Here is a 20,406-nt window from a genome sequence, read left to right on the forward strand (position 1 = left end):
GCTATAAGGGGGACTTATAACGGTTTTCCGAAGTATGTTAGTTTTAAATTTTATGGGATAGGGTAAGGTTTGTAATTATTACTTATTAAACCTCTGAAGTAAGATGCTATTTCTGTACCCCAACTACTTGCATAGGTATCAATACTACCTGCAGGAACGTAAAGTACACGTCGACTGCTATTAGTTGCACGGAAAGAAGTACCTACTGCAGGAGGAGTAGTGGCTCTACAAGTTACTTTTACTAAATTTGTTATATCAAAAGCACCTTTTTCTATTTTTTCTACAGAAGCAGGTAAGTCGATTTCTGTTAATTTAGTATTTCTAAAAGCACTTTTACCTATTACTTTTACTCTTGTCATTGTAACAGCTGTTAAGTTAACACAACCATGAAAAGCATCTTCATCTATTTCTTCTACATTTTTCAAATCAACGCTTGTAATATCTTTATCTTTAAAAGCTTCTCTTCCTATTTTTTTAGCATCAGCAGGTATATCAACGTGAGGAGGTAATACAGCTCCTGGTTTTACAGTAAGGACACCATCGGCATCTACAATGAAATAGCTAGTAGGTACTGAAGCTTTTACAGTAAAGTTAAGTTTCAATATTTGTCCGTCGCCGTTGATAAGATTCACACTGCCTGTACCTACGCTTTTAGCGGTTACTTTGATACCAGACACTGCTTTACCAATAGGTTGATATACTCGATTATAAACAGTTTCAAGTGAAAATACAGCTGTTACACTGCCATCAGTAGTCATTTGTACTCTATCAAAACGGCCATTAGTAGTACCATCATCAGTAGTAGTAGTGGTATAAACTCCTTGTAAGTTGATATTGTAAGTACTATTTAAGCTCAACTCGGTAGGGGCGCTTATTGCTTTGAAAGGTATAATTACATAAGCAGGTACTTTAACTTCTTGATTTTTATCTACATCTTTAAAAGTGATTTCTTGGCGCAAACCTTCACCTTTTCCTCTTACTTGGAAGTTGCCTAACTCATCGGCGAAAGCTGTATTTCCTACTGACATAGTATAGTTGCCAGATCCTTCTTTGATACGACTTCTAAGATTGGTTACTTCATTCTTTTTGAGGAAGATAGTACTTGCATCTACTTTAAAGCCATTTTTATTTTCTACGTTTTCTTTAAACACGTGTACATTGAGTACAGCTTTTTGAGAGCGATTACCATTCTTAACTTCTACTGTAGTATCTCCTTCTTTTACTCCTTTTACACTTATGAAGAGGTAGTTACCTGTTCTTCCTGCGATAGCTACTTGAGTATTATTAGATTTAATATCGGTCACTCCAGAACCAGAAGGAACAAAGAGTTTCACTTGAGCTGTTTTATCCACAGCTACTGTTAGATTTGGGTCTGTAAATCTTATGACATTGTCGTCGTCACCTCCACTGTCTTTTTTGCAACCAGTGAGTGCTGTTGCAGCTAACGTTGCTGCCATTAATGTTAAAAATGTAGTTTTCATTGCTAAATTTTTTGTATTATTATACTTTCATTTCAATTTCGGGACAAAGGTAGTACTTTTTATAGAAAAATGCAAATCATTGAGAAATAAAGAAGTAAGTTTTTTTGTGATGAATGTAACAAATTATTTTAAATTATTGATAATCAATATTTAATGTATAAAATAAACAAGAGGTAATAGATAAGAGTTGTGATAACTCTATCTATTACCTCATTATTTTGTTATTTAACAAAAGCTATACTTCTTCTTGGTCTTTCAAGTGTTGAATGTATTGAGCTTTTTGGATTTCGGTTCTTCTGCGTACAGATGGTTTGGTGAAATGTTGTCTTTCACGTAGTTCACGTACTACACCAGTGCGGTCGAATTTGCGTTTGTAACGTTTTAAAGCTTTATCGATGCTTTCTCCGTCTTTTAAAGGGATTATTAACATAGTGATTACACCTCCTTTCAATTTTCAGGGCGCAAAAGTACAAAGTAATTTTCTAATTTGCAAATTTGTCAATTAGAAAATTAGAAAATTAGTAAATTTCGAAATAGACATCTCTTCATCATCAGATTCAAAAAAGCGATATTCCGGTGGGATATTTTTGAAAACTTCCTGTAGCTGAGGTGAATAGGTGAGGGCTTTCCCAAAAGAAAGGGCAATGTTATGAGCGATGCATTCTTCGGCGACTTTTAGATTTTTGCGAAAACCGTGGAGTATCCAGAGCTGTTTGGTTTTAGTGATTTTTCGCAAGTGAAGGACTTCGGAATAGGCTTTTACACAATGGATGATGAGCGGAAGCTCTAAGGTTTCGGCTAAGTAAATGTGTTTTAAAAAGATTTCTTGCTGCAGGGGTAGAGGAGTGGTGATGTTTTTGTCGAGCCCACATTCGCCAATAGCCCAGCAGTTGGGATGTTTTGCCAAAGGTACCAAGGCTTCCCATTGCAGTTTCCAATTCTCTACATACCAAGGATGTATGCCTACCGAGAAGGGTTCGGTAGTATTGGCTGTAAGAGGGTATTGGTTACGAATCACCAAAGTATTGGCGGTAGAGTGCTGAGTATGAGAATGAATGTCTAAGTACATTTTCAGGTGTCAGGGTGCGAGCCGCACGGGCAAGGATTAGGGGTTAGAGGGGGCGGCGAAAAGTTGTGTCCAATAGTCGGCCACTATGAGCTGCACCTACTTCGGTTACATTGGGGTTCATTATATTAGCGCAATGTCCTGGGCTGCTGAGCCAACTTTTCATCACTTCTTCTTCATTTTGTTGCCCCATAGCTACATTCTCAGCCCAAGTACTCCACTTGTAGCCTGCTTTACTGAGGCGATTAGCAGGGGTTTCACCGTTTTTGCCATAGTGAGTCATTGTATTACGGCGACGCATATCGTCGCTATGGGCTTTGGCTACTTTTTCGAGAGTGGAGTTCCACTTGAGGGGTGGTACTGCCTTGTAGTAGGTATTGCCACAGTTACAACCTTTTTGGCGTTGCTGGTTGATGAGGGCGAGCATCTTGTTAGTGCTCAAGCCCGTGTTGTTATCACTATCCTGTGATTTACTACATTGTAGCGATAGGATTGCTAAGAGTAAAAGGAGTTTTTTCATAAATATAAGTAATAAGTGTTCTGACAGTTTTAATCATTAATAGCTAACTTTTTTATTTTTCTCTGGTAGGTTTGTAGGTAATTGCGTTGGAGTTTCTCAGGGAGGAACGAATGCTGGATTAGAGTTATTACCTTATCAATTTGAGAGGTGAGCAGGGTTATGGTTTTGGTGATGAGTTTTTCGGGAAGTCCCACCTCTTTACCCAAGTGCAAAAACTGTTCCCTTATTTTTTGTTGGTTGAAAGGGGAGGGGAGAAGTCCGCTTTTTAGGGCAAAAGGGTGATCGTCTATATGGATAGCTGTATTGAGTAAATCATAAGCGGGAGACAATCTAAAATCGCCTTGTGGAGACTGTATCAGCGAGAAGTTCTTCAGGTGAGCATCGCCATTAGAAAACAAATAGTTAAAAACAATGAGAGTAAACAGTTTAAGACTTTCTACTTGCCACGCAGCTACATTTTTTTTCAATATATTGAACAAATCCAGGTAAGTACCCGTATATTTATAGTCGGTACCGTGGGTTTGAACAGTTTTGCCTAATAGAGAAGCAAAGTCTTCTACTGCATATTTTTCGCCATTAGGGGCAATATCAAAACGTTTGGTGATGTATGCGGGTGTGCCATCGGCAAAGAAGATAAGGGCATTTTCAGCGGTTTCTATACCAAATACCTGCTGAGCGATTTGCATAGTGAGGTGTTCATTAGCAGGAGCAAAGGCTTCATTTTTAGGCATCTCACTGATAGGTTTCAAAATATAAGTACTCTGCTCACCTTTTTGGGTTATTCTAAGAGAAGTGTTGTCCAGTGTCATTAAAATCTTTCTTTGATAACCTGAAATTGAAAGAGAGTACAGAGGTTTATAACTGTTTTTTTCTTCTGTTTTTAGTGAAAAAGACAATAGATGAGATACTTGCTTCCCGTTGAACAAACGGCGCAAAGCTAAAGGTGAATATGTGTGATAACCTTCAGAAAGTAATGAAGGACATACATTTAATGTTTTCATTGTTAAATTGGTTTTACAGTAATTGCTCCAATGCTATCGTACTGAGCAGCTACCATTAATAATCCAAAGTCATCATCGCTATCAATTTTTGAATCTATACAAATGCGTTCTCTATTTTTTCCTTCAGGGAGCATATTAAAGAAAAAAGCAAAAAGATAGGGAGAATGATATTCTTGTTGTGTTTTTAAAAAACTAAAACTGATAGGAGGTTTTTGACTATCAGCAAACCAATGGTCGTGATATCTAAAAGTAAAACAGCCATCGTTGTGCTGAGTGAGAATACCAGCTGGTTCTCTTTTATAAAAAATTTCTGCTTGTCTCATTGAGTCATATCTTTAATGGTTAGATTCAATTCTAAACCGAGTACCTCTAGTATTTTTTGTAAGTTTTTTAGGGTAATATTTCCTTTACCACTCTCAAAATGTTTCAGAGTACGCAAACCTATCCCCGAGAGTAAAGCAACCTCTTCTTGATTGACATTCAGTACTTTTCGTCGTTTTTTAACAGTTTGTATTAATTCTTGAAAGTTCATTATATGGCACTTTTTATGCAAAAGTAGTAAAAATAATAGTAATATACAATCAAAAGTGCTATTTATGGTACTTTTAATTAGATTTTTTCTTCTATGTGCTCTCTTATCTTGCTCAGTGAATGGGAGATTTTAAGGAATATTACTTACTGAAAGTTAGTAATATTTGCAAAGATATGTTGTAACTCAGGATTGAAGATATTATTGGGCAAGGTAAGATATTGCCATTAGTTGAGGTGAACCCTTTCAAGTGCTCGTTTGTAAGCGTAGGTTGAAAGCTGACTGTAGGTTACAAACGAGCACAACAAGAAAAAGAGAGTTGCCAATTTTTCATTAGAAAATTTCTCTTTCTGAGAAATGGAAATGGCTTTCGATAGCGGCGTTTTCATCGCTATCAGAACCGTGAACGGCATTTTCGGTCACTGAAGTGGCGTACTTCTTGCGCAAAGTACCCTCGGCAGCGTTTTCGGGGTTGGTACTCCCTAAGAGTTCACGGAAATTAGCTACAGCATTATCTTTCTCAAGGATAGCTGCTACTATAGGTCCACGGGTCATAAAGTTGAGCAGACTCTCAAAAAAAGGTTTGCCTTTGTGCACGGCATAGAATTGTTCGGCATCACGGCGGGTGAGCTGGGTGAATTTCATCGCTTTGATGGTAAAACCAGCAGCGATAATGTCGGTAAGGATAGCCCCTATATAGCCTTTTTCAACGGCATCGGGCTTAATCATTGTAAGGGTTCTGTTTGTAGTCATTGTATGTTGTTTTATTAGTTTTAGCCACAAAGGTACAAAAATTTTTTCAAAAAAACTTGCTATGTAATAAAAAAGTAGTACATTTGCAGCGGCAAGTCCTACACGACCAGCTCCTGAAAAATCCTCCAGGGTGGGAACACAGCAAAGGTATTCGGTTGTAGCGGTGCGATGTAGGTAGCTTGCCACTTTTTTTTGTAATTTGTCGATTTGACAATTTGCTAGTTTTGAAATTTGCTAGTTTTGAAATTTGCTAATTAGCTCGTACGCTTCTTGTACTTGTTTAAATTTTTCTTCAGCGCCTTTTTTGATGGCAGCATCTTCAGTAATCACTCTATCGGGGTGATATTTTTTTGCCTTATTTCTATAAGCTTGTTTTACTTCTTCAGCAGTAGCATTGGGTTGTAATCCTAAAATAGCGTAAGCTTTTGCTAAGGCATTGGGCGTGGTGTTATGAGGGTTGTTATTATCGTTTTGGCTACTGCCAAACATTGCCTTGATACTCTCAAAATCACTGTTTTCTATAGCAAAATGATAAGCAATTTCTCGTATTTGTCGAACTTCTTCCTCACTTATCACCCCATCCGATTCGGCAATACCAAATAAGAAATGCAAGATTTGCAATCGGGTTTCGTAGGTAGTACGCACTCGCACATAGATGGCTACACGTGTGGCATCTATCGCTCTGCTCTTTATGAGCTCGTTAAAACTTCGAAAGACCTCATTAGCGCGTTCCTTTCCATATAAACGTACGAATTGCAAGCGCACAAAATCGAGTTCAGTTTGCGTAACGCGACCGTTGGCTTTGATAACGAGAGAGCAGAGGGAGAGGAGGTTGAGTTCGAAAGTTGCGGGAGAGATGTGTGAACGGAAAGGATTGTTGAAGCCTTTAGTTGTGTTAGGCTGCTGGGCGAAGCGTTTGAAAAATAAAAAGAATAGGATTCCTATAAGGATAGCAAAGAATTTCATAAAGGAAAATTAGTGAATTAGTAAATGGGAAAGGGGATAGTTCTATAGTTTTTTATAACGTTTTAGGATAAGTTCTTCAGTAGTTACACAAATATCTAATCCTTTTTCTTTTAATCCATTTATAAGTACCTTGTCACCTGTCCAAATTTTATGTTTATACTGCAAGTGAAAGGTAATAAAGCGTTGATTCCTTCAGGTCTAATCAAAGCACTGAAAAATATATTACTATCTGTAATTACAATCATTTTTCTGTTTTCATTTTAGCACGTTTGGCGTAAAAGCGTTTGGCTGCGTTTTTTTTAACTTGATTTGATAACTTCATTAAGAAATCACGATGAGCAATAGGAATTCCATACTCATCTTCTTCAATTGTTGTGTTGGGAATAGTATCTTTTTGAGTATCTAAAAAACCTTCTACAATAGTAAAATCTAATTTTTTAGCATATTCTATAAAAGCTAAGGCTTGAGCATTATTACTATTAATAGTTATTGTAATAGGCATAACGATTTTTTTTGCAAAGATACAAAACAATTGATAATAAGCAATTTCTTCTTATAGAAAACATTGTTAATACTTCCTGCTAAATTATTTATAACGTGAGTTCGACGTAAGAAAAGTTATTTTTTATTTGCAAAAAAGGGATAGTTTTAGTAACTTTGTAGTTTGAAAATCAAAAGTTTAACTAAAAATCTATCCCTATGTTATCAAGCCACAAAGTTACGGAAATTTTCTTTATAATAGACGAATTTGACAAGAATTTTGAAAAAATAGTCTCTGACCATAGCCTTGTGCAAAATACTGACTTAAAACAGAGAAATCGTAAATCAACTTTATCTGATAGTGAGGTTATGACTATTCTAATTCTCTTTCATTCAGGTCATTTTAGCATTAAAGGATCGGATAGTTCAGTGATTGAAATGGGTGAAGCTAAGCTAAAAGATGGCGATTGGCTATACACTGCAACAGTGAGCAATTCCACTCTTTCAGATACAAAAATAGAGGTGTTAGCATACGATGTGCCCGAACACGAAACCCAAAAACACATTATACTCTAATAAAAATCCCCACAAGTGCACACTTGTGGGGATAAATTTTTATAAAATTATTTACTATCCATTGTCAATTCAAAAATAATACTTACATTTGTAGCATCAATAAAAAACAATGTATTCTGGCACAGAATACACTTAGTTTGCCAAGGGGCAACTTGCAATTGCAAGTTTGGTACTACCCCCGATAAGCTCAAGGTGCTTACTCAAAACAAGCACTATATTAATGAAGAAGAGCCTAAAGAGAAACTTGTAGCTACCACTGCTGATATAGGTAGCACTTTTGAGAAAAATACTTTTGGGCTATGTAAATTACAACCCACAAATTTGTATGTGATGCTTCTATTGAAGCCGAATGGGGTCTTTGTTTTTATGATAAAGTAATTAATGGTACAAAGAAAGGTATTTATGTACTAGGAACTGTTAATTATTCTGAAGCAGCAGTGACATTTCCTCCACCTGAAAATTATACTGACCTTGATTTAAAAATTCATTTTCATAGCCATCCAGGTACTGCTAAAGGGAAAGATGATGTAGCATCTGGAAAAGAAAGTAGATTAGGAGATATTCGTATGGCTATACACTATGTGAATTTATTCTATAAAAAAGGAATAAAAAGAATGCCTGCATTTGTAATATATCGTCCTCATTCAGAGAAAATTCCTTATAAATTTCAATATGATGCCTGGAGTGATTTTATTTATGGTAGTAAAATGAAAGTCAATACATATCAAGATTTGTATAGTAATGTAAAGCCGATACAATATTAAAACTCGAAAGAAATTATGAAACATTTTTTATTATATTTATTACTCTTTATCTTTTTCATATCTTGTAATCGAGAAATAATAGATAGTAGATGTATTATTTTCAATCTATATACTTCAAAAAAAGTACCTTCCCATAGTATTACCTTAGATTTTAAAGATAAATCAATTTTTATTCATAATATTGCAGATGAAGGAATATTTGAGTTCGACCCTCCACCTCCACCACCAAGTTATAATATCAAGTGGACTTCCGCTTATAGTATTTATCCTAAAGGAAAGGTAATAGATAACAAAATATCTCAAAAAACAGATGACTTATTTATAAAAATAAATAACATTTTGAATGAGGGACAGCCCTTTTCTTGTTCCAATCACCCGCCTATGCCAGATGAATATGTCTATATATCTTTTACATATTTTAAAGATAATCAGTTAATTTATTCTTGCTTTAGACCTACACAAAAAGAATTAGATATTTTCAATTTAGTTAGAGATTTTATTCTTACTAACGACACTGTAAACGCTGATAAATGGAAGTTATTTTATGATAAATAAAAAATGATACATTAAAAGATTACGTCTTTATAAACGATACCAAAGAACAAATACCCCTAACAGTTATTATAAACACTAAAAAATAACACCTATGGCAACAATAACAATCACACTTAGAGAAACAGGACAATCCATAACAGCTACTCTTAAAGCAGCTGCACCACCTCCAAAAATAAAAGATTTTGTAGTAGATGAAGAAGGATATATTACAAAAGTTTCTGAAACTAATGGTGATAATATGTATAGACTACATAGAAAAACCAATTGGGATAAGGGAATTAAAGATAAATATATCACATTAAATAACGGAAAAGTAATAGAAGAGTTGGCGGAGAGGAGAAATGTTTATAAAAGTAGCTCAGGTTTCTGGGGAGAGAAGGAAGGTGTTTTTGTAAAAATGGCAAGCAAAGATGATGCTTATAAGTTGTTTAAATTTGTATGTGACGCTTCTCTACAAGCTGAATGGGCTTTGGATGTTTATGATAAAGTTAATGGTACAAAGAAAGGTATTTATGTACTAGGAACTGTTAATTATTCTGATGCAGCAGGGACATTTCCTCCCCCTGCAGAATATTCTATCTTAGACTTAAAAATAAATTATCATAGCCATCCTGGTACATCACCTGTAGATGATAAGGCATCTGGAGATCTTGGAGGCTTTGGAGATACAGTTACGGCAAATTGGTATTATGATTATTTTAAAAAGGCAGGTAAAAAAATTGTTCCTTCGTTTATGATTTATAGACCTCATCAATCTCCATCTTATAGCTTTCAGTATACTAATAAAATTACTAAAGAAAATATAAGAATTATAAAAAATATTTCAGATTTATATGAAAGAATAAAAGAATACAGATTAAAATAGCGGTATCACCAATGAAAAGAATTTATATTTTTATATTATTATTAATCTCTTGTAAAACTAAGGAAAATTCAGTAGATGATAGATATATCATTTTTAATGTTTATTCTTATAAATATGTATATCCACATTCTATAATATTAAACTTTAAAGATAAAACTATATGGATACATAACATAACTAATGAAGTGTCAACTATTGAAGATATAGAAATAACTCCAAATGAAGATAAAAATAGAAAGGAAGAAAAAAAACTTTATGAAAAACCTTCATTAGTAATAGTGAAAGATAATATGATAGTTGATAGCTTAGGTATTTTATTTAATAAAGTTGACTCTATTTTACAAAATAAAGAACCTTTTTCTTATAAAAGTGAGATACCTATGCCTGACCAATATGTATATTTATCATTTAACTACTTCAAAAATAAAAAACATATACATTATAGTTATAACCCTCAGTCTAAGGAATGGAATATTTTCTACTTAGTAAGAGACTATATTATAAACAATGATACAATAAACGGTAATGAATTGAAAACTTTTATAAAAAATAATTAATTATGCAAAAATATATTTTTATAATACTTTTATCTTTTATTGCTTGTCAGGAGAAAAAGAAGAGTGAACCTATTGATGATAGATATATAGTTTTTAATTTGTATATAGGGAAGAATTTAGCTTCACATTCTATAACATTAGATTTTAAGGACAAATCTGTATTTGTTCATAATATAATAAATGAAGCTAACTTTGACCGACTTGTGGAAGATGAAGTAGAAGTAGTAGAAGGGACTTTACCTAAAGAAGCTATTAAACAGAAGAATGATAGAATTGATTATAATACTATTTATGAGTTAGGATTCATAGCTGATAATAAGATGACCACTGATACAAATGTCTTATTTGAAAAAATAGATTCTATCCTTCAAAATGGGGCTCCTTTTTCTTGTAAAAGGTCTCAACCTGCTCCTGATGAATATGTTTATATGTCATTTAATTATTTTGAAGGTAATAAGCGGGTGTATTACTGTTTTAATCCTACGGGAAAAGAATGGGATATTTTTTATTTAGTGAGAGATTTCAATATGAAAAATGACACTATAAATAGAGATAAATGGCTATCATTCTTTAATATAGGAGGACCTAAATAATTAAGTATGCAAAAATATATTCTTATAATTCTTCTCTTTCTTATTTCTTGTAAAGGAGAAGTACCTCAAAAACACATTGATAATAGAATTATTGTATTTAACATGTTTGTAGCTAATGGAAAGATTACGCCTTTCTCTATTATTTTAAATTTTAAGGATCAATCCATATTTTTACATAATATAAAAGATGATAGAAAATCCTTATATAATAACAATAATCAATATATTCTTAATAGAGAAGATGCTCTAAAAGATTGTATATTGACTAAAAATACAGCGCATCTATTTTCAGAAATAGATTCTATTCTGAAGACAATAGATATTAATAATATAAAAAACAATTACTCTGAAAATGAAATTATATATGCTGACTATATTTCTATGTCATTTTATCTTCTTAAAGATAATAAACAAATTTATCATTCTTTTCTCCCCGAGAGCGGCAAGGAATGGCATATTCTTAATTTAACACAGGATTATATTATAAAAAACGACACTGTAAACGCAGATAAATGGAAGTTATTCTATGATAAGTAAAAATTAATAAACTAAATTCATTCACTGTTATAGCCTAAAATTGAAATTCTTAATAAAGAATACAGAATTTAGCTTTTCATCCCCATCTTATCTTTCCAGCGGCTATTCGTTATGTAGATCTCGGCAGCGACTACCTCATCGCCGACAAAGCCACAGGGGGCAGAGAACGTCCTACGGGTCAAAGCCACCACCGTGAGCTTTACCACCGCTACCAACCTCTCGCTCATCACCAAAGACGGACGTTTTTACAACTTTGACATCACCTACAATCCTGCTCCTGTACATCTGAGCTTTGACATCAGCAGACTCTTGCTTGCGCAATCCCCCACCGATTTTCATCGCACTGCCCAAACCGACATCCTCTTTGCCGATACCCGCGGCGATTCGCCTGCGGTTATCAATCTGATGATGCAGTCCATTTATAAGCAGCAACGCCGTCTTTTACGCCATATAGGCGCACGAAACGGCACCCTCCAAAGCGAGCTGCGCGGTATCTATACCCACGGCAGCAAACTCTTCTTTGATGTATGGCTCAAAAACAAAAGCCGCGTGCCCTTTGAGACCGACATTGTCAGCTTTAAAATCATCGACCGCGCTACCACAGGAAAGAGCCTCTCGCAAGAACTCCCTGTTGAGGTTTTAAGGGTGTATCAGCCAATGGACATCGTTAAAGGCAAGAGCAAAACACATAGCATATTTATGTTAGAGCAGCTCTCCCTCTCAGGGGATAAACTGCTTAAAATAACGTGAGTTCGACGTAAGAAAAGTTATTTTTTATTTGCAAAAAAGGGATAGTTTTAGTAACTTTGTAGTTTGAAAATCAAAAGTTTAACTAAAAATCTATCCCTATGTTATCAAGCCACAAAGTTACGGAAATTTTCTTTATAATAGACGAATTTGACAAGAATTTTGAAAAAATAGTCTCTGACCATAGCCTTGTGCAAAATACTGACTTAAAACAGAGAAATCGTAAATCAACTTTATCTGATAGTGAGGTTATGACTATTCTAATTCTCTTTCATTCAGGTCATTATAGAGATTTAAAACATTACTATATCAATCACATAAAGAAGCATATGAAAGGTGAATTCCCACAAAATCTTTGGAAAACTCTTTGGAGATAAGGGGTATATCAGCAAAGATTTATTTGAACAATTATTTATTGATGGGGTACATTTAATCACTAAGATTAAAAAGAATATGAAAAATAGCTTGATGCTCTTACAAGACAAAATAGCTCTTAGAAAACGTGCTTTGATAGAAACAGTAAATGACGAATTAAAAAACATTTGTCAAGTAGAGCATACAAGACATCGTTGTTTTGATAATTTTATAACTAACTTATTATCAGAACTTATAGCTTATTCTTTCTTTGATAAAAAGCCTTCTATTAATTTGCAAGAAGACATTGTTGATCTAAAAAGACTCGTTGCTGCTTAAATCGAACTCACGTTAAACAATAAAGCAATTGCTGACAATCCTTGAAATAGGGGCATAAAAGTGCTTGTTTATAAAAGAAGAGCCCGTTAGTAACTTTGCTAACGGGCTCTTCTTTCATTTAAAATGCGTGAAAAAAGGCAGGGTTGCCAGTGGTGGTGAGTACTTGTTCTACCGCTCCAGTGGTAGGGTTATAGGCAAAAAGTCCTATCTTATCAGTGCCGAAAGCCCCGAAAAGTATTTTGCCATTGTGTTTGGTGATGAAAATACTATGCCCATCGGTTAGAGGTATACCATTTATTTGGCTGATAGATTTGGCATTGAAATCTATGAGTACAGCCATTGCATTTTTAGCGGTGTAGGGGTTTGACCCACCGAGTTCTACTATACCTACATAAGCTACTGCTTTACCATTGCCTATATACTGACAGTTATACACGCTGGCAGGCTTGTAACTAGTGCCTGCGATGGTGGTAGTGGAGATGTCCCACGATTTGCTGCTATCAAACTCAGTACTGCCTTTGGGAATGCAGAGAAAACCGCATTTGGTATTGTCCTTAGAATACCCAAAATAGCCTGCGGTAGCCATATAAATATCACCTGCTTCATTGGTGAAGAGCATTCCTTTGCATTGCGCCATTGGGCGGGTAGGGAAGGTGAGTTTGGTAGTAGTTTCGGATACTACTTTTTCTACTACATCAGTTTGAGGGTTGATGATAGCCACATCACATTGCTGATAATTGGCATAAGGTTGCCAACCTGCTCCAGGGTCGATTTGGTTGAGGCATAGATAGTATTTGCCATCGCGGAGGATACCCATAGCAGGCTCAGGACTACTGTCGCCGTGAGCGTATTGGGCGAGATTGATTTCTCCTGTTTTTTGCATTGTTTGTGGGTTGATAATCCACACAACGCCTTGGGTATACATAGGCACGTAGGCTTTGGTAGCGCTTACTTTCTCAAGGTGACCTACCATTGAGTTAGAAATTCCTGGAAGGGTAGCTCCTTTGGTAAGTTTTTGGGTAGTAGGGTCGTACGTCCAGCGAACTATACCACCTACCCCTTTCATAGTATCGAAGAGGTATACATCATTGCCTTCTACTTGTACTGAAGAGCCAAAATCTACTTGCTCAGCTTGGCTATTGTTGAGACTTCCTGAGAGGGTATTAAAGAGCTGTATATACGAACTACCGCTCATACCATCGGGGTTCTTCACTGAAGTTTCTAAAAGGTATTTTCCTGAACTTTTAGAAATGATAGCCGATTCTGAATTGTTGTTGTCGTCTTTTTTGCAAGAGACCAATAGCAATGCTAATGAGCACGCTGTTAAAAATACTTTTGAATACATAAAATTAGTTTTTAGTTATTATTATTAGTTGTTAGACTTGTCTGACCTTTAAAAAGTAGCAACCCTATAAACATCAAGGCATTACCCAAGCTGATAGCCGATACATTCAATCCGTTTTTAATAGCCGAATCTGGTAACAAATAGGCTATAAGATGAATGATGCCAATACCTATAAACATATTGAAAAGGGCTGCTATGCGAGGATAAACGGTCTTTTTCCTTACAAAAGCTATGAACTGTGAGATGTTCATCAGTAGGAAAAAGACAATAAAAATGTAATAGCAAGGCACTAATACATTGTTAGAAAAGGTAGTAGCTACATTATGGGCTAAGATTGCATCGGTGGAGTAAAGTTGTTTGTAGATAAGCATCACCACAGCACAATTGAGGTGCACCCCACAAGCTGCCATTACTAACCACCCCCAGATACCTACATTGTAAAGTTTTGAGAGCGTTTTACTACCTTCTTTCATCAACTTGTAAATTTGCCAATACCCTATGCTCTGCAGAGGGATACCTATCACACCTAAGAATCCTCCCCATAGAATGCGCGATAGGGGTAAGGTAAGTGAGAAGTTCATCAGTGATTTTTCGGGGTTTTCTACCTGAATGTACCCCAATAACATATCACCGGAAAAGGTAATAAGTGAGGCTATTAAGCCTAAAATAAATCCTTTTTTCATATATAATTTATGATTAACTCTGGCAAAGTCCTTGGACTTTGCCAAAGTTTGCAACGTTATAAATTGTCTATGAGGCTCGCACTAAAATGCGTGGAAGAAGTCGGCGCCTCCCTCTGTATTCAGCACTTGCTTGCTGATACCGGTAGCAGGGTTGTAGCTAAACAAACCTCTTTTGTCTGTACCCGATACACCAAAAATCACTTCGTTGTTGTTTCTACCGATAAACACACTATGGCTATCGGTATAAGGGATACCATCAATCTTCTTGATAGTTTTAGCGTTGAGGTCTATCAATACGGCAATACCATTTTTATCGGTGAAAGGGTCTTTTACATTCAGTTCAGCAGCACCTACAAAACCTACTGCTTTGCCATTACCTAAGTATTCCACACTATAGATAGTTGCAGGTTTATAGGTAGTACCCTCAATAGTAGTGTTGGATATATCCCAACTCTTACTGCTATCAAACTCGGTAGCCGATACAGTAGTACTTTGAGGTATGCACACAAACCCTGAATGGGTATTTGCGGGATTGAACCCGAAATAACCAGCACACATTATATATATATCTTTGTTTTCGGTGGTGAAAATACAAGTTTTATATGAGGGTTGAGAAGGCATAGCCAAGTGAGTAGTGGTTTCTGATATTACCTTTTCTACCTTATCAGTTTGTACATTGATGATGAGTACATCACTTTGGAGATGGTCGGCATAAGGAGCATAATCAGGTCCTAATTGCAATAGGGGTAGGTAGAAATACCCATCGCGTATTATTCCGTAGCCTGCATCCGGACTGCTGTCGCTGTGGGCGTACCTTTGAATGTCTATTTCACCTATTTTCTGCATTGTTTGTGGGTTGATAATCAATACCTTTGGTACGTTGTATAAAGGCAAATAGGCTTTGGTATCGCTCACCTTTATCAAGTTGCAGGGCATAGAGTGTGCAGGGGTATCGAATTTTTTACTTTCGGTAAGTTTTTGGGTAGTAGGGTTGTAAATGAATTTTCTCACACCATAACTACCATCAATAGCATCTAATGAATATACCTCATTGCCATATATCATTACACTCGACATATAGGGTACTTGTATAGCTTGTTTGTTGTTTAAAGCAGTAGTGGTATTGAGGTCATTAGTAAGTTGTAAGTAAGAACTACCACTTTTACCGTCGGGGTTTTTAAAGGTAGTTTTCACCAAATACTTTCCACTGCCTTCATTAGAAGGAGCAGGTTTGTTGTTGTCGTCTTTTTTGCAAGACACAATGAGCAGAGCGAGGCTGCTGAGGGTTAAGATTACTTTTTTCATTGTAATGTATATTTATAGGTTAATTTATTAGTTAGATATTCCATTCTTTAGCTCTGTTGTGGGCGTTCCACATTCGTTGGTAGAGTTCACTACTTTGCAAGAGCTCGTTATGAGTACCTATGGCGTTGATTTCACCTTTTTCAAAAACGATAATCTGGTCGGCAGTGATGATGGTGGAAAGGCGGTGTGCGATAACAAGCACGGTTTTTCCCTTGATAAGCTCACTAAATGCCTGTTGTATTTTGTATTCGTTCTCGGGGTCGGCAAAGGCGGTGGCTTCGTCTAAAACGAGAATAGGAGCATTTTTCAAGATAGCACGTGCCAACTGAAAACGCTGTTGCTCACCTCCGCTGAGGTGTACACCTTGTTGCCCGAAAAGAGTGTCGTAGCCCTTGGGCAAGCTCATAATAAAGTCGTGTATTTGAGCGGCTTGGGCAGCAGCAATCACTTCTTCTTTGGTTTTGTTCATCCCCATACGGATATTCTCGTACATTGTTTGAGCAAACATAAAGCTGTCTTGAAATACAAAAGAGACCATCTGCATCAGCTTTTCAGTAGATAACTGACGAATATCTACTCCACCAATGCTGATGTTTCCTTCTTGTACATCCCAAAAACGCGACAACAATTGCCCCACCGTGCTCTTGCCAGCACCTGAAGGACCTACCAAAGCAGTAATAGAGCCTTCTTTGGCAATAAAGTTGATGTCGTTGAGTACGTAATGTTCGCCGTCGTAGGCAAACGATACTTTATCGAAACGAATATCGTAATGAGAGGGCTCTTGTGGAGTGTGAGTTTCGGGTAGGACGGGAGCTTCGAGTATTTTGTCTATTTGCTGTACGCCTTGCTCGATGAGTTGCAGTTGCATCGCCATATTGCTCATCGCAAACACGGGGCGCATATAGCCTGTGCCCAGAATTAAGAAGAAGAGCAGGGTGGCGAGGGTTAGCCCATTGTGAAAATAGAGGTATAAACCCAATGCTAAAACGGGCAACATCGCATTGCTGGCAAAGCTCATAAAGATAGCAAATGGGGGTGAACTATGGCGTATCCAGTCGCTTACAAAACGATGAAAGGTGAGCACTTTTTTGCCGTACTTATCAAAAGTTTCAGCTGATTGCTGGAAGATTTTCATCACCGGCATAGCACGCACGTATTCCACAATACCGGCACTCATTTCTTCGAGTGAATGGTGGTATTTTTGGGTGAGGTTCTGGTTTTTACTGCCAAACATCAGGGGCATTATCACCACCAATACGAGTAGTGGCAAACAGCTGATGAGTGCCAAGCGCCAGTCTTCGCTAAACAGATAGCCCAAGGTGAGCAGAGGCAAGGCAACGGCTTTTACAAAATCGGGGATTTGGTGAGCTACAAAGGTTTCGATACGTTCTACATCGTCTGAAATTATTTTCTTGAAAGCTCCCGAATTGCGGTGTGAAAGATAACCCATAGGCAAGATGCCTACTTTCTCAGTAATGGTTTTGCGCAAGCCATAGAGAATATTGAAAGCGGCGATATGCGAGAGAATACCCGAAAGCAAAAAGGCTACCATACTCACTATTACCATCACTATAGCATATACCACATACTGTTGAACGGTGGTGAAATTAGGTTGTGATTGGGTGAGTTCTTTAATAATGTAAAACACTAAGGCATAAGGTACAAGGCTCAGCACGCTGTGTATGACGGCTAAGGTGCAAGAGGCTAAGAGCAAACTCTTGCGTTGTCCTGCTATTTGGAGTAATCGTTTCATAATAAGCTAATTTTCATATTTGCTAATTTGGCAATTTCCATCCTCCAGATTGCTGTTGGAGTGTCCAAAGGCGCTGGTAAATACCTTTTTGTGCTAAGAGTTCGCTATGCGTACCAGCTTCGGCGATTTTGCCATTTTCTAACACGAGTATCTTATCAGCATTTTTGATAGTGGATAGCTTGTGGGCAATCACCACCATGGTTTTATCTTTTACAAGCTCTTGAATAGCCTGCTGAATAAAAATTTCGTTTTCGGGGTCGAGGCTGGCGGTGGCTTCGTCTAATAAGATGATGGGCGCGTTTTTCAGCAAGGCACGAGCAATACTGATGCGTTGTTTCTCACCTCCTGAGAGTCGGTTGCCCCCTTCACCGACGGGGGTGTGCATTCCTTGAGGCAGTTCCCACGCAAACGACAGTACTTGGGCACGCTCGGCAGCGGCTATAACCTCAGCTTCGGTAGCGTGTGGATTGCCTATTTTGATGTTGTTGTAAATAGTATCATCAAAGAGGTATACCTCTTGAAAAACCTCGCTGATAAGTCCGTAGAAACGTTCTTGCGGAATATGGCGTATATCTACTCCGCCGATGGTGATACTGCCTTTGGTTACATCCCAAAAGCGGGCGATGAGTGAGGCAATAGTGGTTTTACCCGAACCTGAATGCCCTACCAAAGCTACCATATTGTGCTCAGGCACTGTAAAATTTAGATGACTGAGAGTCGTTTTATCCGGTAGATAAGCGAAACTCACATCGTGGAAAGTAATATCGAAATGGGTAGGGAACTCGTTTTTATCAGTTTCCATAGTAGGTTCTTGCAATACTTCAATCACCCTACTGAGGCTCTCGTTCATATAGCGAATCATCAAGTAGTCCACCAATACTACTTTGATAGGACTATAGAGATTATACCCCAAAATGAGGAATACCATTAGTATAGGTACAGTAATCTCTCCGTGTGTGAGGTAGTACAAGCCCAAGGCGAGCATCAGTATAAAAGCAATTTCGAGCACTATAAACGAAAGTGTAACCGTAGGACCTGGGATGGCCTCTAAACGGATACTCTTTTGGCGGAGGTCGGCGTAGGCTTTTTCGAGAGTGCTATAATTGTCGCCCGTAAGTCCATAGGATTTTAAATGTCGAATGCCTTGTACATATTCTAAGAACTTAGCCGACACCTCGTTGCGGGCTTTCACTTGTGCTTTGCTCAACCCCCATTTATCGACGATGAAAGTGCCGAGCTTTAAAAAAGGAATGATAAGCGGTAAGGCAGCTAATAAACAGAGGGTGAGTCGCCAATCGCAATAAAACAAGAAGCTCGATAGCATTACGGTACCAAAAAGGGCAGCCGCCAAGTTGCCAAAACTGTGACTAAAAATATGTTCGAACGAGGCAACATCTTGCATAATTACTGAGCCAATCTCTCCAGGGTCACGCTTTTTGAAGAAACCCAAAGAGAGCTTTTGCAAGTGATTGCCCAACTTTATACGCAATTCTTTAGCGATGTCGTATACGTAGAGATTAGAAGAGACCAAAGTGCGCGAGGCGACAAAGAACTGCAAACAGAGCAAGAGGCACATTAGCCCTACCATCAACCAGATGAGAGAAGTGTTAGGTTGTTCTTTGAAAAGTTCCCATACAATAATGAGCAAAATACCCGACGGTGCTGTGATAAAACCGCTGTGTACAATTTCCCACAACACACTTTTGAGAATCTGCTTAGGATGAAAAGTTGTAATATATTTGAGATTTTCTATCATAGTTTTGTTAGTCTTAAGTTTGCGACAAATTGCCCGTGCGGCTCGCACCAAATTGCCTGTACGGCTCGTACCTCATTGGCAAATTGACAAATTAACAACCCTCTGGTTGAATCGTTTATAAAAATAAGGAATTTTATAAAGCATTCTGAATATAAAAGGATAACGACCTTGGTCATACTCACTCATATAGTACTCTTTAGCCAAATGGATTTTAGGATGCCAACTTTCCATTACAGCACTTTCTTTTTCACTCCACTTAAATTCAGGACGTTGGTCTTTGTCCATCGCGCCGAGTGTATCGTGTTTTTTGGCGTGCCCCACTAAGGCGTAGGCGAGCATATCAAACAAAAAGGTAGCTTCGTCTATTTCATCACAGAGGTTAATCATAAAATCTTTTACTTCTCTCTGGCTGAAATACATCAGCACTCCCTCCACGATAATGAGCAGAGGTTTGTGATGTGCTTTTACAATAGGTATCCATTCTCTATCAAAAAGCGACATTTCCAAAAAACTCCTCTGTTCCGTCTCTTCAAAAAAGTGACGGCGTAATTGCATCACTTCGGGTAGGTCGAGGTCGTACCAATGGGTTACTTTTGGGCAACCCAAACGCTCGTAACGGGCATCGAGTCCTGCACCGAGTTGTATGACTACCGCATCGGGGTGAGCAGCGATAAATTTGCGAGTCTCTTCATCAATCAGGCTTGCGCGCACGCATACCCCTGCTTGAGAGAATTTAGCTTTCTTAAACTTGCTGAAATCATAGTCTATTTTGCTGATAATCTCAGCAGCTTTTTCATCGCGCAACAAAGGATTGCGCTGTTTTAGTTCGGTTGCTTTTGCCCATAAAGTGATGAGCATTGTTTCAGGGATTTTATTCATAA

At 37.3% G+C, this 20,406-nt stretch carries 24 protein-coding genes, 1 other RNA gene and 2 pseudogenes; 11 read left to right on the forward strand and 16 right to left on the reverse strand.

Annotated features, from left to right (window positions below; genetic code table 11):
- Window positions 1-50: 50 nt before the first annotated feature.
- From JMN12_RS14260 to JMN12_RS14295, 8 genes and pseudogenes are all read right to left on the reverse strand, one after another.
- A complete protein-coding gene (locus tag JMN12_RS14260) occupies window positions 51-1,457 on the reverse strand; it encodes a leucine-rich repeat domain-containing protein (protein ID WP_203139921.1) in 1,407 nt (468 codons plus the stop codon).
- Between the two features lie 259 nt (window positions 1,458-1,716).
- Window positions 1,717-1,911, reverse strand: coding sequence for a 30S ribosomal protein S21 (rpsU, locus tag JMN12_RS14265; protein ID WP_009413086.1), 195 nt, complete (start codon window positions 1,909-1,911; stop codon window positions 1,717-1,719).
- Window positions 1,912-1,983: 72 nt separating this feature from the next.
- Window positions 1,984-2,550, reverse strand: coding sequence for a TatD family hydrolase (locus tag JMN12_RS14270; protein WP_203139923.1), 567 nt, complete (start codon window positions 2,548-2,550; stop codon window positions 1,984-1,986).
- Between the two features lie 36 nt (window positions 2,551-2,586).
- Window positions 2,587-3,067: pseudogene (locus JMN12_RS14275) on the reverse strand (CAP domain-containing protein).
- 29 nt (window positions 3,068-3,096) lie between these two features.
- Window positions 3,097-4,068: a type II toxin-antitoxin system HipA family toxin gene (locus tag JMN12_RS14280; protein ID WP_203139925.1), complete on the reverse strand. Its 972-nt coding sequence runs from the start codon at window positions 4,066-4,068 to the stop codon at window positions 3,097-3,099.
- Window positions 4,069-4,070: 2 nt separating this feature from the next.
- A complete protein-coding gene (locus JMN12_RS14285; protein ID WP_009413082.1) occupies window positions 4,071-4,391 on the reverse strand; it encodes a HipA N-terminal domain-containing protein in 321 nt (106 codons plus the stop codon).
- Window positions 4,388-4,600, reverse strand: coding sequence for a helix-turn-helix domain-containing protein (locus JMN12_RS14290; RefSeq protein ID WP_009413081.1), 213 nt, complete (start codon window positions 4,598-4,600; stop codon window positions 4,388-4,390). The genes JMN12_RS14285 and JMN12_RS14290 overlap by 4 nt, the downstream gene beginning before the upstream one ends.
- 330 nt (window positions 4,601-4,930) lie before the next feature.
- A complete protein-coding gene (locus JMN12_RS14295) occupies window positions 4,931-5,350 on the reverse strand; it encodes a nucleoside-diphosphate kinase (RefSeq protein WP_088593308.1) in 420 nt (139 codons plus the stop codon).
- A gap of 89 nt (window positions 5,351-5,439) precedes the next feature.
- Here JMN12_RS14295 and ffs point away from each other — a divergent pair.
- An RNA gene (gene ffs / locus JMN12_RS14300) (signal recognition particle sRNA small type) lies at window positions 5,440-5,538 on the forward strand.
- Between the two features lie 46 nt (window positions 5,539-5,584).
- On the opposite strand, the gene JMN12_RS14305 is transcribed toward ffs, so the two are convergent.
- Both JMN12_RS14305 and JMN12_RS14310 read right to left on the reverse strand, forming a co-directional pair.
- A complete protein-coding gene (locus tag JMN12_RS14305; protein ID WP_203139927.1) occupies window positions 5,585-6,316 on the reverse strand; it encodes a molecular chaperone DjiA in 732 nt (243 codons plus the stop codon).
- A gap of 241 nt (window positions 6,317-6,557) precedes the next feature.
- The gene (locus JMN12_RS14310; RefSeq protein ID WP_203139929.1) at window positions 6,558-6,818 is read right to left on the reverse strand and encodes a glutaredoxin-2 domain protein; all 261 of its coding nucleotides are present in this window, start codon (window positions 6,816-6,818) and stop codon (window positions 6,558-6,560) included.
- 197 nt (window positions 6,819-7,015) lie between these two features.
- Between JMN12_RS14310 and JMN12_RS14315 the strand changes: the two genes are divergently transcribed.
- The 10 genes and pseudogenes from JMN12_RS14315 to JMN12_RS15620 form a co-directional block, all read left to right on the forward strand.
- The gene (locus tag JMN12_RS14315; protein ID WP_203139931.1) at window positions 7,016-7,372 is read left to right on the forward strand and encodes a hypothetical protein; all 357 of its coding nucleotides are present in this window, start codon (window positions 7,016-7,018) and stop codon (window positions 7,370-7,372) included.
- Window positions 7,373-7,498: 126 nt separating this feature from the next.
- A complete protein-coding gene (locus tag JMN12_RS15430) occupies window positions 7,499-7,750 on the forward strand; it encodes a PAAR-like protein (protein ID WP_409997421.1) in 252 nt (83 codons plus the stop codon).
- A 59-nt stretch (window positions 7,751-7,809) separates the two neighbouring features.
- Complete coding sequence (locus JMN12_RS14325) at window positions 7,810-8,136, forward strand: hypothetical protein (protein WP_203139932.1); 327 nt, start codon at window positions 7,810-7,812, stop codon at window positions 8,134-8,136.
- 15 nt (window positions 8,137-8,151) lie between these two features.
- Entirely contained in the window at window positions 8,152-8,691 is a 540-nt protein-coding gene (locus JMN12_RS15435; protein ID WP_238423938.1) for a hypothetical protein, read from the forward strand.
- A gap of 91 nt (window positions 8,692-8,782) precedes the next feature.
- The gene (locus JMN12_RS14335; protein WP_203139934.1) at window positions 8,783-9,556 is read left to right on the forward strand and encodes a hypothetical protein; all 774 of its coding nucleotides are present in this window, start codon (window positions 8,783-8,785) and stop codon (window positions 9,554-9,556) included.
- Window positions 9,557-9,567: 11 nt separating this feature from the next.
- Entirely contained in the window at window positions 9,568-10,113 is a 546-nt protein-coding gene (locus tag JMN12_RS14340) for a hypothetical protein (RefSeq protein ID WP_203139936.1), read from the forward strand.
- A 2-nt stretch (window positions 10,114-10,115) separates the two neighbouring features.
- Window positions 10,116-10,706, forward strand: coding sequence for a hypothetical protein (locus JMN12_RS14345; RefSeq protein WP_203139938.1), 591 nt, complete (start codon window positions 10,116-10,118; stop codon window positions 10,704-10,706).
- A gap of 6 nt (window positions 10,707-10,712) precedes the next feature.
- Window positions 10,713-11,243, forward strand: coding sequence for a hypothetical protein (locus tag JMN12_RS14350; RefSeq protein WP_203139940.1), 531 nt, complete (start codon window positions 10,713-10,715; stop codon window positions 11,241-11,243).
- A 117-nt stretch (window positions 11,244-11,360) separates the two neighbouring features.
- On the forward strand, window positions 11,361-11,993 hold the full coding sequence (gene traN / locus JMN12_RS14355) for a conjugative transposon protein TraN (protein ID WP_203139965.1): 633 nt from the start codon (window positions 11,361-11,363) through the stop codon (window positions 11,991-11,993).
- 339 nt (window positions 11,994-12,332) lie between these two features.
- Window positions 12,333-12,683, forward strand: a pseudogene (locus JMN12_RS15620) (transposase); the annotation flags it as partial.
- A 118-nt stretch (window positions 12,684-12,801) separates the two neighbouring features.
- On the opposite strand, the gene JMN12_RS14365 reads toward JMN12_RS15620, so the two are convergent.
- The 6 genes from JMN12_RS14365 to JMN12_RS14390 all read right to left on the reverse strand — a co-directional run bounded on the left by JMN12_RS14365 (window position 12,802) and on the right by JMN12_RS14390 (window position 20,404).
- Complete coding sequence (locus tag JMN12_RS14365; RefSeq protein ID WP_203139942.1) at window positions 12,802-14,028, reverse strand: hypothetical protein; 1,227 nt, start codon at window positions 14,026-14,028, stop codon at window positions 12,802-12,804.
- Window positions 14,029-14,039: 11 nt separating this feature from the next.
- Window positions 14,040-14,711: a DUF6796 family protein gene (locus JMN12_RS14370; protein WP_203139944.1), complete on the reverse strand. Its 672-nt coding sequence runs from the start codon at window positions 14,709-14,711 to the stop codon at window positions 14,040-14,042.
- Window positions 14,712-14,792: 81 nt separating this feature from the next.
- Window positions 14,793-16,016 (reverse strand): hypothetical protein, encoded by a 1,224-nt coding sequence (locus tag JMN12_RS14375; protein WP_203139946.1) that lies wholly within the window; start codon window positions 16,014-16,016, stop codon window positions 14,793-14,795.
- 31 nt (window positions 16,017-16,047) lie between these two features.
- Window positions 16,048-17,769 carry an ABC transporter ATP-binding protein gene (locus JMN12_RS14380; protein WP_203139948.1) on the reverse strand — a complete coding sequence of 574 codons (1,722 nt, stop codon included), beginning with the start codon at window positions 17,767-17,769 and terminating at the stop codon, window positions 16,048-16,050.
- Window positions 17,770-17,791: 22 nt separating this feature from the next.
- Window positions 17,792-19,525 carry an ABC transporter ATP-binding protein gene (locus JMN12_RS14385; RefSeq protein WP_203139950.1) on the reverse strand — a complete coding sequence of 578 codons (1,734 nt, stop codon included), beginning with the start codon at window positions 19,523-19,525 and terminating at the stop codon, window positions 17,792-17,794.
- Between the two features lie 72 nt (window positions 19,526-19,597).
- Window positions 19,598-20,404: a class I SAM-dependent methyltransferase gene (locus JMN12_RS14390; RefSeq protein WP_203139952.1), complete on the reverse strand. Its 807-nt coding sequence runs from the start codon at window positions 20,402-20,404 to the stop codon at window positions 19,598-19,600.
- Window positions 20,405-20,406: the final 2 nt, after the last annotated feature.

The organism is Capnocytophaga genosp. AHN8471 (assembly GCF_016806945.1).
Classification (GTDB): Bacteria; Bacteroidota; Bacteroidia; order Flavobacteriales; family Flavobacteriaceae; genus Capnocytophaga; species Capnocytophaga periodontitidis.